The sequence below is a fragment of the Streptomyces megasporus genome (assembly GCF_000718985.1).
In the GTDB taxonomy this organism is placed as follows: Bacteria; Actinomycetota; Actinomycetes; order Streptomycetales; family Streptomycetaceae; genus Streptomyces; species Streptomyces megasporus.
Map to the genome: position 1 here is coordinate 128,792 of NZ_JODL01000010.1, position 13,076 is coordinate 141,867.

The 13,076-nt window shown below is 74.7% G+C and carries 11 protein-coding genes and 2 pseudogenes; 5 read left to right on the plus strand and 8 right to left on the minus strand.

The annotated features are described in order from the left end of the window. Positions 1–320: 320 nt before the first annotated feature. Positions 321–1,484: a cytochrome P450 family protein gene (locus IF47_RS27710; protein ID WP_051717450.1), complete on the plus strand. Its 1,164-nt coding sequence runs from the start codon at positions 321–323 to the stop codon at positions 1,482–1,484. Between the two features lie 33 nt (positions 1,485–1,517). On the opposite strand, the gene IF47_RS0111435 is transcribed toward IF47_RS27710, so the two are convergent. The 4 genes and pseudogenes from IF47_RS0111435 to IF47_RS0111450 form a co-directional block, all read right to left on the minus strand. Continuing rightward, the gene (locus tag IF47_RS0111435) at positions 1,518–1,877 is read right to left on the minus strand and encodes an arsenate reductase family protein (protein WP_031508553.1); all 360 of its coding nucleotides are present in this window, start codon (positions 1,875–1,877) and stop codon (positions 1,518–1,520) included. Positions 1,878–1,881: 4 nt separating this feature from the next. Then, positions 1,882–2,319 carry a pyridoxamine 5'-phosphate oxidase family protein gene (locus IF47_RS0111440; protein ID WP_037732389.1) on the minus strand — a complete coding sequence of 146 codons (438 nt, stop codon included), beginning with the start codon at positions 2,317–2,319 and terminating at the stop codon, positions 1,882–1,884. Continuing rightward, positions 2,316–4,016, minus strand: a complete 1,701-nt coding sequence (locus IF47_RS0111445; RefSeq protein WP_425423578.1) for a SulP family inorganic anion transporter — start codon at positions 4,014–4,016, stop codon at positions 2,316–2,318. Before IF47_RS0111445 ends, IF47_RS0111440 begins: the two co-directional genes overlap by 4 nt. 149 nt (positions 4,017–4,165) lie before the next feature. After that, positions 4,166–4,483: pseudogene (locus IF47_RS0111450) on the minus strand (ArsR/SmtB family transcription factor); the annotation flags it as partial. Positions 4,484–4,923: 440 nt separating this feature from the next. On the opposite strand from IF47_RS0111450, the gene IF47_RS0111455 reads away from it, so the two are divergent. Next, positions 4,924–5,661 (plus strand): polysaccharide deacetylase family protein, encoded by a 738-nt coding sequence (locus IF47_RS0111455; RefSeq protein WP_211257188.1) that lies wholly within the window; start codon positions 4,924–4,926, stop codon positions 5,659–5,661. A gap of 107 nt (positions 5,662–5,768) precedes the next feature. Here IF47_RS0111455 and IF47_RS31465 read toward each other — a convergent pair. Beyond that, positions 5,769–6,243: pseudogene (locus tag IF47_RS31465) on the minus strand (extracellular catalytic domain type 1 short-chain-length polyhydroxyalkanoate depolymerase); the annotation flags it as partial. A gap of 276 nt (positions 6,244–6,519) precedes the next feature. Here IF47_RS31465 and IF47_RS0111465 point away from each other — a divergent pair. Next, entirely contained in the window at positions 6,520–7,686 is a 1,167-nt protein-coding gene (locus IF47_RS0111465; RefSeq protein WP_031508561.1) for a PucR family transcriptional regulator, read from the plus strand. Positions 7,687–7,707: 21 nt separating this feature from the next. Here IF47_RS0111465 and IF47_RS0111470 read toward each other — a convergent pair whose 3' ends face one another. After that, complete coding sequence (locus IF47_RS0111470) at positions 7,708–8,658, minus strand: alpha/beta hydrolase (protein WP_031508562.1); 951 nt, start codon at positions 8,656–8,658, stop codon at positions 7,708–7,710. Positions 8,659–9,070: 412 nt separating this feature from the next. Between IF47_RS0111470 and IF47_RS0111475 the strand changes: the two genes are divergently transcribed. Beyond that, entirely contained in the window at positions 9,071–9,868 is a 798-nt protein-coding gene (locus IF47_RS0111475; RefSeq protein WP_211257189.1) for a polysaccharide deacetylase family protein, read from the plus strand. 30 nt (positions 9,869–9,898) lie between these two features. Beyond that, complete coding sequence (locus IF47_RS0111480) at positions 9,899–11,278, plus strand: SGNH/GDSL hydrolase family protein (RefSeq protein ID WP_031508565.1); 1,380 nt, start codon at positions 9,899–9,901, stop codon at positions 11,276–11,278. Positions 11,279–11,296: 18 nt separating this feature from the next. On the opposite strand, the gene IF47_RS31045 is transcribed toward IF47_RS0111480, so the two are convergent. Together IF47_RS31045 and IF47_RS0111490 are read right to left on the minus strand one after the other, a co-directional pair. Then, complete coding sequence (locus IF47_RS31045; protein ID WP_051717458.1) at positions 11,297–12,031, minus strand: class F sortase; 735 nt, start codon at positions 12,029–12,031, stop codon at positions 11,297–11,299. Then, positions 12,012–12,701: a DUF4142 domain-containing protein gene (locus IF47_RS0111490; protein WP_078591737.1), complete on the minus strand. Its 690-nt coding sequence runs from the start codon at positions 12,699–12,701 to the stop codon at positions 12,012–12,014. The genes IF47_RS31045 and IF47_RS0111490 overlap by 20 nt, the downstream gene beginning before the upstream one ends. Between the last annotated feature and the right edge of the window lie 375 nt (positions 12,702–13,076).

Here is a 13,076-nt window from a genome sequence, read left to right on the forward strand (position 1 = left end):
GCGGCGCCCCCGCCGGGCTGCCCCGCCCACGCCCCCGCCCACGCTTCCTCCCGAGCGCCCTCCGACCCGGACCGGGGGCCCGGCGGCGTCGTCCGGCTGTACGGACCCACCGCCACGGCCGACCCCATGGGGGTCTACGAACGGCTGCGCGCCGAACACGGCGCCATCGCCCCGTCCTGCTGGAGGGCGACGTCCCCGCCTGGCTCGTCCTCGGCTACGACGAGATCCTCCGGATCGCCCGCAACCCGCGCCGTTTCGCCCGCGACACCCGGCACTGGCGCGACCGGGCGGAGGGGAGGGTCCCCGACGACTCCCCGCTGATGCCGGTGCTGGCCTGGCGACCCGACTGCATCTCCCAGGACGGGCACGAGCACAAGCGGCTGCGCGGCGCGGTCAAGGACAGCCTGGAGAGCTTCGACCGCCGCGCCATCCGCCGCCACGTCCACCGACGCTCCCACCAACTCGTCGACGGGTTCGCCGGGGCCGGACACGTCGAGTTGGTCGGCCGGTTCGCCGAGCTGCTGCCGATGATGGTGCTGACCGACCTCTTCGGCCTCCCCGACGACGAGGGGGCCCGGCTGGTCGAAGCCAGCCGACAGCTCGTCAAGGGCACCGAGAAGGCGCTGGAGGCCGACCGCCACATCCACGAGATCCTGGGCCGGTTGGTGGTGGAGAAGCACCGCGCGCCCGGGCCCGACCTCGCCTCCTGGCTGATCGCGCACGAGGCGAACCTCGACGACGAGGAGGTCCGACAGCACCTGCGGCTGGTTCTGGTCCTGGCCAACGAGACCACCACCAACCTGATGGTCAACACGCTGCGGATGGTCCTCACCGACCCGCGCTTCCGCGGCACTCTCGACGGCGGCCGGATGACGCTCCAGGCCGCCGTCGAGCAGATCCTGTGGGACGAGCCGCCGCTGATGGTGCTTCCGGGACGGTTCCCCACCCACGACATGGAGATCGCCGGACGGGAGGTCCGCGAGGGGGACCTGCTGCTGCTCTGTGTGGCCGCCGGGAACGTCGACCCGGCGATCGGCCGGACGGCCGGCGAGGAGATGTACGGCAACCGTTCGCACCTGGCGTTCAACAGCGGGCCGCACGAGTGCCCGGGGCAGGACATCGGGCGGGCCGTCACCGGCTCCGGCATCGAGACCCTGCTCGCCAGGCTGCCGGACCTGCGACTGGCCGTCCCCGAGGACGAGTTGACCTGGACCGCCACCTCCTGGTCCCGCCGCCTGGACGCCCTGCCCGTCCGTTTCACCCCGCGCCACGCCCGCAACCCGTTCGCGCCCCCGCCCGCCCCGCGGTCGGACACGGTGACGGCGACGGGCGTGACGGCGGCGGGAGCGACGGCGGCCGGTGCGGCGCCGGCGTCGGCGGGCGACACGGCGCCGGCGCCCCGCCAGAGGCCGCCCCGCCGGTGGCGGCGCCTGGTGCGACCGGGGGACGCGGCCGGACCGGGGCGCCAGCACCCCACGGGGTGAACCGCGCGCCCACCGCACCGTGCGGGTGGGGCCCTAGCGGGACAGCGCGTCGCGCACGGCGTCCTCGGAGCGCGCCACGACGGCCGAGCCGTCGTCGGCGGTGATGATCGGCCGCTGGATCAGCCGCGGGTGCCTCGCCAGCGCCTCGATCCACCGGTCCCGCTCGGCGGGCTCCCTCGGCCAGGACTTCAGGCCCAGCTCCTTGGCCTCGGCCTCCTGCGTCCGGGTGATGTCCCACGGCTCCAGCCCGAGCCGCTCCAGCACCTCCCGCAGCTCCCGCTCGCTCGGCGGGTCCTCCAGATAGCGGCGGACGGTGTACTCGGCGCCCTCGGCGTCCAGCAGGTTCACCGCGCTGCGGCACTTCGAGCAGGCGGGATTGATCCAGATCTCCATGGGCTCACGGTAGCCGTGCCGGCCTTGGCCGCGCCGAGGGATCGGCCGGGACGAGGCGGTGGCCGTGGACGGACCGGGGGTCGAGGTGGAACAGCAGGTCGTGCCGGCCGTGCGGCCGACCGGGCAGGGTGCGGAGGTGGTGGGCGGCCTCGTCCGGGTCGGTGACGGCAGAGACCGGGCCCTCGACGGTCACCGACCAGCCGGTGTGGGAGGCCGCGTCGATCGCGTCGGCGTGGTAGGCGAGCGCGTCCCCTCCGGTCAGGACGGTGTCCGGGACCGGGGCGCGGACGACCAGCCGTCCGTACTCCAGGACGTGGGTCGCGGGCCGTACGGCGGTGCCCTGCCGCCACCGGTACACCAGGCGCCCCGCGGGGGCTCCGGAGAGGAGGTACAGGGCCTCCTCACCGGAGATCGCGACCAGCCGTGTGGGGGTGTTGCTCATGGGACGGACTCCTCGGCGGAGGCTGTGGCAGGGGTGGAGGCGGGGCCGGAGACGGCGTGGGCCGGCGCGGGCTCCCCGACGGGGCCGGGCAGGATCCCGGCGCCGCGCAGGTACGCGCGGGCGCCCCGGATCGCCTCGGGTGTGTCGGCGTACGCGCGGTCCTCCGGGCGCACGGCGTCCAGCGCGCCGACGGACTCCAGGACGTGCCGCTGGCCGGGCCGTACGCCGGAGACCAGCACGGTGATGCCGCGCCCGCTCAGCTTCTCGATCGCGTCCTTGAGGACGAGCGCGCCGGTGGCGTCCACCGTCGTCACGCGCGACATGCGCAGGATCACCACGCGCACGTCGGCGACCTCGGACAGCTCCAGCAGGAAGCGGTGGGCGGCGGCGAAGAACAGCGGTCCGTCGATCCGGTAGGCGACGATGTGCTCGGACAGCAGGGCGCGTTCCTCGTCGCCGTGCTCGCCGGGCAGGTCCGGGGTGACGTCCACCTGGTCCAGGCGGGCCTGCCGGGCCACCGCCCGCAGGGCGAGCGTGCCCGCGACGACCAGGCCGGCGATCACCGCGTACACCAGGTCCAGCACCAGGGTCGTCACGGCCGTCAACACCAGGACGATCGCGTCGGAGCGGGTGGCGCGGACCATCGCGCGCAGCGAGCCGACCTCCACCATGCGCACGGCGGTGGCCAGCAGCACACCGGCCAGCGCGGCCAGCGGGATGCGGGAGACCAGCGGCGCGGCGGCGAAGACGACGACGGCGAGGACGGCGGCGTGCGAGAGCGACGCCAGCCGGGAGCGGGCGCCGGTGCGGACGTTGACGGCGGTGCGGGCTATGGCGCCGGTGGCGGGGACGCCGCCGAACAGCGGGGAGGCGATGTTCGCCAGCCCCTGTCCGAACAGCTCCCGGTCGGGATCGTGCCGCTGGCCGACCGTCATGCCGTCCGCCACCGACGCCGACAGCAGCGACTCCAGGGCGGCCAGCGCCGCCACCGCCACCGCCGGGGCGAGCAGCGAGGACAGCTCCGAGAGGTCGAGGAAGCCCAAGGAGGGCGCGGGCAGGCCGGAGGGCAGGTCGCCGATCGGGGTGGCGCCGTCCGGGCGGAGGACCTCGACGACCACCGTCGCGGCGATCACCGCGAGGATGGAGAACGGGACGGTCGGACGCCACCGGGCGCCCAGCAGCATCACGGCGGCGACGCCGAGCGCCAGCGCCACGGCCGTCCAGTTCGGCCGGTGGGCGAACTCTTCCACGGCCCGCCAGGCGACGACCAGGACCCGATCGCCCTCCGGGACGGGCACGCCCAGGGCGTTGGGCACCTGTTGGAGGGCTATCACGCAGGCGATGCCGAGGGTGAAGCCCTCGACCACGGGCGCGGGGACGTACCGCATCCAGCGGCCCGCGCGCGCGAAGGCGAGCGCGACCAGCATCAGGCCCGCGAGCAGACCCACGGTCAGCACCCCGGAAGGGCCGTGGGCGGCGACGATCGGGACCAGCACGACGGTCATCGCGCCGGTGGGGCCGGAGACCTGGAGGTTGGAGCCGCCGAAGAGGGCGGCCAGGGCGCCCGCGACCACCGCGGTGGCCAGCCCGGCCTCCGCGCCGAGCCCGGAGGAGACGCCGAAGCCCAGGGCGAGGGGCAGCGCCACGATCGCCACGGTCAGACCGGCCAGGAGGTCCTGGCGCGGACGGGCGACCATCGCGGCCAGGTCGGCACGGGTGGGCAGCAGGGAACGCACCGGGGCCCACACCCGGTCGAGGACGGTGTTCACTCCGCGACGACCTCGGCTTCCGCCGTCACCCCGGCTTCCGCCGTCCGGTCCTCCGCCGGTTCGGCCCCCGCGGACGCGCGCAGCTCCTCAAGGAGTTCCTTCTGCCCGGCGAGCATCTCGGTCAGGATGCGGCGGGCGGCCCGCATCAGATCGGCGACGTCCCCGCCGGCGAGTTCGTACACCACGGTGGAGCCCTCGCGGGTGGCGGTGACGATGCCCGAGCGGCGCAGCACCGCCAGTTGCTGGGAGAGGCTGGGTGGCTCGATCTCGAGCGCGGTGAGGAGGTCGCGCACCGGCATCGGCCCGTCCTGGAGCAGTTCCAGCACGCGGATGCGGACCGGATGTCCCAGCATGCGGAAGAAGTCGGCCTTGGCCTGGTACAGCGGAACCGGCACGGAAATCCTCGGTCTCTTGCGCTCTCGCGGCCCTGTGGCGGGCCCTTGGGGGCCGTCCTGGCGGGACGGCTTCTCCACTACAGCATCTGCCGAATTGCAAAATTTTGCAATTTATAGAATCGGTGGCGGTGCCACGCGAGTGGGCCGGAGGTGCCAGACGACTGGCGGAGGGACGGCGTCCGGGGACCGACAACCGCTCGCTCTTCGGGCCGCCGACGAGCCGTGGCGGCTCCACCAATACCGCTCCGACCAGCGGAAACGTCACGTCGAAGGCTCCGAGCCCCCAGGCTTGACGCCACAGCGGGGGCTTCCTACTGTCTCCCCGCTCGACCGGAAAGGTTCCGAAAACTTTCACCCCCCATCGGCGCGGATCGGGTCGGCGCGCTCCGAGGCGAGGAGCGCCGGACCGACGCCGCACCGGAAAGGAACCAGAGTTGATCATGACATCGAGGACCACCGACGGACCCCTCCGGAGCCGCTCGCGCTCCTCCCGCCGCCCGCGCCGCCTGGCGATGTCCGCGCTGCTCTCCGTCGGACTGTGCCTGGGCGCCCTGACCGCGACGGGATCGGCCCAGGCCGTCGACGGCACCGTGGTCACCTCCACCCAGAGCGGCGGCCGGACCGTCTCGTTCACCTTCGACGACGGCCCGGACCCCACCCACACCCCGCGTCTGCTGGAGGTGCTGCGCAGGCACGGCGTCAAGGCGACCTTCTGCCTGTGGGGCGACCACGTGCGGCAGTACCCCCACCTGGTGCGGCAGATCGCCGCCGACGGTCACCGACTGTGCAACCACACCATGTCCCACCAGGACCTGGGGAGCTGGTCACAGCAGCAGATCCGCCAGAACCTGGAGCAGACCAACGCCCTGATCCGCCAGGCCGCGCCCGGCGCGCAGATCACCTACTTCCGCGCCCCGTACGGCAGTTGGGGACAGAGCCCGCAGGTGGCGGCGTCGATGGGCATGCAGCCGCTGGGCTGGCGGCTGGCGATCAACGACTGGCAGCCCCCGGGCACGAGCGAGCTGGTCCGCCGGATCACGCAGGGCGTGACGCCCGGCGCCGTGGTGCTGATGCACGACGGCGGCGGCGACCGGAGCCAGACGGTCTCGGCCGTCGACCAGACCATCCCCCAGCTCAGGTCCCAGGGCTACACGTTCGACCAGCCGGCCGTCCGCTGATCCGGAGGCCGTCCGGAAGCCGAGGACGGTCCGGCCCCGGCGGGAAGCTCCCCGCCGGGGCCGGACCGTGCCGTGTCGTGCCGGGCCGTGCCGGAACCGGAATCCCGTCAGGCGGTGGAGGGGGCGCTCCCGTTCAGGGTGAAGGAGGCGGGCTTCCCGGTGTTGGTGATGGTGACGGTCGCGGTCGGCCCGGTGTTCCAGGCGTTGGCGGTGTAGGCGACCCGGCAGGCTCCCGGGACGGGGTCGGGGCCCGGTCGCCGGTGCCGCCGTGGCGGGAGCGGGTCCAGCCCGGCTGCGGGGAGTCGGTGGCCGAGGGCGTCCGGCTCAGGCCGTGGACATCGGTCCACCGCTCGATCTGCTCGGTGAAGTTCGGGCAGCGGATGGTGTCGTCGTCGGTGCCGTGCCGGATCCGGATGCGCGGCCGGGGGCCGCTGTACCCCGGGTACGCGCTCCGACCGTGTCGCCCCACTGCCGCTGCGCGTGGTTCCGGGTCCCGTTGGCGCGGGAGCTGTTCCGACCGGAACCGTCGGTGGTGGAGAAGCAGGAGTGCGGTACGCCCGCGAATACACCTGCACCGGGTGCGGAACCGTGACACCACGGGACGAGAACAGCGCGAAGGTGGTGGTTGTCCGGGCGGGTTGGAACCCGGATGGTGCCGAGGGTGGAAGTCCTCCGGGAGCGCCGCTCCCGAAGGCGGCCCGAGCCATGAATCCCCACGCACGCCCGAAGGTGTCCCCGTCAGGGGGCGTCCGGCCGCAGGAGCGCCGCCAGGCGGGATCCCGCTCGCCTCCTCCCCGCGGACTCCGTCGGCTGCGCGGACCTGTCGGTCGTGGTGTGGTCCTTCCTAGACTGCGGACTGTGAAGGGACTGCTGCTGCGGCTGTCGGAGCTGGACCCGGACGCGGCCACCGCCGTGCGCGTGATCGCCCACTTCGAGGCGCTGCTCGGCGGCGGCCTCGACCCGGCCACCCTGGCCCGGTCCACCGCCGGACTCGCCGGGTGCCCGGCCGGCCTCGAACTGCCCGACGGCCGCGCCGCGCGGTACGGACCGGGCGGCGTCGCCCTCGCGGGCGCGCCCGGACACGTCTCCGGCCGGGTGGAGCTGGAACCGGCCGGGCGGGTCTGGTTGGAGCGGCCCGGCGCACCGGGCCCCTTCGACGAACTGGTCCTGGAGTGGATGGCCATCGCCGCGCGGGTGCTGGCCGGCCGTCCCCGGCAGACCCGTCCGCCCCGCGCCGCCGACCCGGCGCTGGTCGAGCTGGTGCTCTCCGGGCGCGAGGACGCCCCCGACCGCGCCCGCGCGCTGCGCCTGCTGGGCCTGGCCCCCGAGACGCCGCTGCGGGTGGTCGCGGTGGCCGGCGGCCGGGAGACGGACGTGGGCGTGGAGGCGGTGGCGCTGCTGGGACGCGGGGCGCTGCCGGGCTCCGTGCGGGTCGCGCGGGTCGGCTCCCTGGGGGCGGTGCTGGTGCAGCGCCCCGGCGGCCCGCACGGCGGCACCGGCTCGCCGGCCGCGGAGCTGCGGGCGGCCGTCCGCGACCGGGCCCGCGACCGGAGCGCGGACCGTGCTCCGGCGCGCGGGATACGGGTCGGGGTCGGCGGCGCCGCCGACCCCCTGGACGCCCGGACCTCCTGGGAACAGGCCCGCGCGGCCCTGCGGTTCACGGTGCCCGGCGCCCCGGAGGAGGCGGTCGCCGACCACGACGAACTCGGCCCCGTCGCGCTGCTGGCGGACATCCCGGTGGAACGGCTGCGCGAGCAGGCGGACGTGCGGCGACTGGCGGAACTGGCCGACCGCGAGCGGGGCGGGCAGGGCACGGACCCGCTGGCCGCCCTGGCCGCGTTCTGCCGCACGGGCTCGCTCCGGCAGGCCGCCGCCGAACTCCACCTGCACCACAGCTCGGTGGCCGCGCGCCTGACGCACGTCGAGAGGGAACTGGGGTGGCGCCTGCGCGACCCGCGGGACCGGTTCCGCGCCCAACTGGCGCTGTACGCCCTGCGGCTGGCCGGCAAGCCCGACGTCGACTGAGCGTTCACCGTCGCGCCCCCCTCACCGTCCCAGCGCCCCGCGCAGCACCGCGACGGCCTCGGCCGTCGCGCGCCGTATGACGGAGGCGTGCTCCACCGCCCAGGCGCCGTGGAAGGTGCCGGGGAACAGGCGCAGCTCGACGGGCACGCCCGCGGCCCGCAGGGCGTGGGCGTAGGCGACGCCCTCGTCCCGCAGCGGGTCGAACTCCATCACCGAGACGTAGGCGGGCGGCAGCCCCGACAGTTCGAGGACCCCGGCGCGGGCGGGGGCGGCGTACGGGGAGACCCCGGCGGTGCCTCGCACCCCGCGTCCCAGGTAGGCATCCCAACTCAGCCGGGCGTTGCGCCGGTTCCACACGGGGGTGTCGGTGAACAGCCGTGCGCTGGGGGTGCGGAGCCGGTCGTCGAGCGCCGGGCTGCACAGGTGCTGGAAGCGGATCGCGGGTCCGCCCCGATCGCGGGCGAGCAGGGCGGTCCCGGTGGCCAGAGCGCCCCCGGCGCTGTCGCCCCACACGGCGATCCGGTCGGGCCGGACGCCCCACTCGGCGGCGTTCCCCGCCAGCCGGCACAGCCCGGCGTAACAGTCCTCCAAGGGCGCGGGGAAGGGGTGCTCGGGCGCCAGGCGGTAGTCGACCGAGACCACCAGCGCCTCCAGCTCCCGGCACAGCATCAGGTTCCAGTCGTGGTCGACGTCCGGCGAACCCAGCACGAAGCCGCCGCCGTGGATGCCGTAGACGGCCGGCAGCGGCCCCTTGGCCCGAAGCGGCCGGTAGAGCCGCAGCGGGACGTCGGGGGCGCCCTCCGGTCCGGGCACGCGGACCTCGGTGACGTCCACCCCCGTGGTGTCCGCCGCGGCGACCCGCGCGGCCAGTTGCCCCGCCTGCGAGATCCGTGCCGCCTCGACGTCGGTGATGTCGACCTCGGGCATCAGCGGGAGCGCCGCGGCCAGTTCGGGGTCGAACCGGTGGCGCATGTCCGTCCTCCGGTCGCGGTCGTCGGTGTGGGGGGTGACGGGACGTGCGGGGACGTCAGGGATGTCGGCGACATCGGGGACGCCGTGGTGAGACGGTGACATCGGGAATCCTCCCAGGTCATCAGACGGGTGTCGGGACAATGGCGGTCCCGGTCCGACACCCGTGCGGTCTTGGGGGCGTTTCCCGGCGCGAACGCCCCCGGAACGGGCTTGAAACCCACCCTGAGCTGCGAAAACGCGGTCACGAGCGGAAAGCGGACCGCTCTTGACGCCGCTTCGGGGCCTCTCTATGGTCTCCCCGCTCGACCGGAAGTTTTCCGAAAGGTTTCGGCCCCTGTCGTTCGGCCCGTACGGACACGCGGAAGCGCCCCGGTGGAGCGCCGGCCCGACGACGCACCGGAAGGGACCATCGTTGACCGAGACCACAAGCACCACAGGCATCACAGACACCGCAGGAAAGACCACCGGGACCACCGGACGGGCGGCCCGGACCGGAACGCGCACCCGACGCCCGAGCAGGCTGCGCCGCCTCGCGATGCCCCTGCTGCTCACCACCGGACTGTGCCTGAGTGCCCTGACCGCGGCGGGACCGGCACAGGCGGGACAGCCGAACGCCACCGTCGTCGACTCCACCCGGCACGGTGGCCGCACCCTCGCCCTCACCTTCGACGACGGCCCCAACCCCACCGACACCCCGCGCCTGCTGAAGGTGCTGCGCGAGCACCGCGTCAAGGCGGTCTTCTGCCTGTGGGGCGACCACGTCAGACGGCACCCCGAACTCGTGCGCGCCATCGTCAAGGGCGGCCACACCCTGTGCAACCACACCATGCGCCACGACGACATGAGCACTTGGTCGCCCGAGGACATCCGCGCGGACCTGGAGGCGACCAACGCCGAGATCCGCAAGGTCGTCCCCGGCGTGCCGATCCGCTACTTCCGCGCCCCCTACGGCAGTTGGGGCGCCACCCCCGAGGTCGCGGCCGAAATGGGGATGCAGCCGCTGGGTTGGCGACTGGCCATCGGCGACTGGGAGCCCCCGGGCACCGACGAGTTGGTCCGCCGTGTCGTGGAGGGCGTGACGCCCGGCGCCGTGGTGCTGATGCACGACGGCGGCGGCGACCGGAGCCAGACCGTCGAGGCCGTCGACCGGATCGTCCCGCTGCTGCGGGCCGACGGCTGGCGCTTCGACCGGCCCGCCCGCCGCGGCTGACCCCGACCCGACGCCCGGAGGAGACCCCACGTGAGACCGCACACCACACGCTTCACCACCGCCCGGCGCACCCGCCGCGCCGGGCGCGCCCGGGGCTGGGCCGTGGCCCTGCTCACCGGCGCCCTGCTCCTGACCACGGTCCAGGCCACCCCCGCCGTGCCCGGTCCGACCGCCGCGCCCGCGAGGTCCACGGCGCCCGGCAAGAACCCCGGCCGCGCCTGGGTCGGCACCTGGGCCACCACGCCCACGGCCGTCCCCGCCTCGGACACCACCGTCTTCGAGAACCAGACCATCCGCCAGACCGTCCACACCAGCGTCGGCGGGGACAAGGTCCGCATCCGACTGTCGAACGAGTTCGGCGACCGGCCCCTGGTCATCGGCGAGGCCCGCGTCGCCCGCCGGGCCCACGGCACGTCGACCACCCGCGTCGACCCCCGCACCGACCGCGCCCTCACCTTCGGCGGACGCGCCTCCGTCACCGTCCCCGCGGGCGCGCCCGTGCTCAGCGACCCCGTCTCCCTGAAGGTGCCCGCGGGATCCGACCTGGTGATCAGCATCCACCTGCCCGAGCGCACCCCGGGCTCGACCGTCCACGCCTTCGCCTTCCAGCACAACCACGTCGCCGCCGGCAACGTCACCGCCGAGACGGACATCGAACCGACCGCCACCTTCGACCGCTGGTACTTCCTGACCGGCGTGAGCGTGAGCGCCGACCGTCCCTCGAAGGCCCCGACCTCGGCCGTCGTCGTCCTCGGCGACTCCATCACCGACGGCTCCGACACCGAGGTGAACGCCAACCACCGCTGGCCCGACTTCCTCGCCCGGCGCCTGCGCTCCGCCCCCGGCCCCCACGCCCAAGGGGTGCTCAACCAGGGCGTCAGCGGCAACCGCCTCCTGCACGACCCCAACCCGCCGGCCGGCTCCGACGCCGAGGCGTACGCGGCCTACTTCGGACCGAGCGCGCTGCGCCGCTTCGACCGCGACGTGTCGGCCCAGCCCGGCGTCGAACACGTCATCGTCCTGCTCGGCGTCAACGACCTGGGGCACCCGGGCACCACCGCCCCCGCGTCCGAGAAGGTCACCGCCCGGGACATCATCGACGCCCACCGACAGCTCATCGCCCGCGCCCACGAGCGCGGACTGAAAATCCACGGCGGCACCATCCTGCCGTTCGAGAACGACACCCTCGGCTTCCACAGCGAGGAGAACGAGGCCGCGCGCCAGGCCGTCAACCGCTGGATCCGCACCAGCGGAGAGTTCGACGGGGTGATCGACTTCGACAAGGCCCTGCGCGACCCCGCCGACCCGGGGCGGCTGAACCCCCGCTACGACAGCGGCGACCACCTGCACCCCAACGACGCCGGAGCCGAGGCGATGGCGAACGCCGTCCCCCTGGGCCTCCTGCGCTGACCACAACCGCTGCCGCGCCTACCGGGCGGAGCCGGACCGGAGCCGGTCCGGCTCCGCGCGGGACGCGACCGGAACGCCGTACAGCACGAGGTTCTCCTCGTAGCCTCCCGCCTCCGGTCGCCAGCGGCCCGTACAGGTGACCAGGGCCAGCCTGGCGGCGCCCTCGGCGTCGAAGAGGTCCCGGGGCAGCGCCTCCTTGCGGTGGACGCGGCGCGCTGTGATCAGGTAGCGGTGACGTTCGCCGTCCGCCGTCACGAGCTCGACGCGCGCGCCGAGGGGCACCTCGCGCAGGGCGGCGAACACCCCCGGGCCCTTGTGCCGGAGGTCGACGTGCCCGGCCACCAGTACGGTGCCCCGCCCGGAACCGGGCGTGCCCCCGAGCGCCCACCAGCCCAGCCGGTGCGGTGACTCGGGAAGGCGGAGAGCCCCGTCGGCGTCGGCCGCCACGGCCTCCACCGGAGCGGTGAAACGACCGGGAACGGTGAGGGCCAACGGCGGTGCCGTCGGGGTCGCCGGTGCCGTCGAGGCCGGCGGAGAAGCGGCCGGCACCGCCGCGCGGCCGGTTCCGGGCACGGTTCCGGCGTTCCCCGCCGGCGGGGCGGGAGCGACCGGCAGCAGGACGCCGGCGACGGCCACCGTCAACCCCGCGAGGACGACCGCGAACCCGGGGCCGGCCGTGACCGGCCCCGGGCCGCGCCACCGTCGCGGCCGGCCGCGCACGGTGGAGGGGCGGTCAGCGGTCTGCCGAGGCACGGCGGGCGTGGACGATCCACACGGCACCGGCCGCGGTGAGGAGGAACCCACCGCCCAGGGCGACCGCTTGGGCGGTTCCGCGCGGGGCCGGTGCCTGGGCCCGGGCCGCCTGGCCTCCGTCGCCGGCGGGGACGGAGGTGGTGGTGGCGTGTTCGCGGCAGGTACCCCCGCGCACCATCTCCAGGTGCATGGCGACGACCGGCCGGGCGGCTCGGGCGACCGCCTTGACCTCGGGGTTCTGCCCGGCCCGGATCTCCTGGTCGATCAGGGCCAGGGTCTTCTCGTGGGAGGCGGCCTGCACCCGCAGCCAGGCCCTGTCGTATGCGTCCGTGCCGGCCTTGGCACGGACGTCCGCCAACTGCCGCTGTTGCTCGGGGTCGGGGGCGGTCGGCAGGGAGACGCCGAACTTGTCCGCCTGTGCCTTGCCCTGCGCGTCCAGCCGCGTGTGGTCACGGATCAGGATGGAGCCCACGTTCCGCACGCAGGCGGTGCGGGCGTTGCGCAGCGCGTCCTGCCCGGCGGCGATCTCCGCGAGGTTGCCCTGGTGGGCGGCCTTCAGGAAGGTGCTGTCCTGCTCGCCGATCTGCTCGACCGCGACGGCCGGGGCGACGGAGGCGCCCACGGCGGTCAGCGCCGCCACGGCGATGGAGACATGGTGTCGAATACGCATGGTCGAACTCCGTTCGTCGTCGGCCGGGACGTGGACCGTCCCGTGGCCGACTTCCGGTGGGTGCCGCGCGGCACCCGTGGGATCGGTGGATTACCGGTGGGGCGAATCGGTGTGGTCCGCCCTCGTGGAGGAAGGCCCGTCCCCTCCGCCGAGTCCCGGTGGGACTCCGTCGGGGCTCGGCGGGAAGAGCGGGGAGGCGGGAGGTGGGAGAGGCGGTGCTCGGCGGAACACGGGCCGCGCACACCGCCGGACCGGGGCCCCTCAGAGGGTCTCGGTGACCGCGCGGGCCAGGATCCGCAGGCCCTCGTCCAGCTCCTCGGGCGAGATGGTCAGTGCCGGGAGCAGCTTGACGACCTCGCTCTCCGGGCCGGAGGT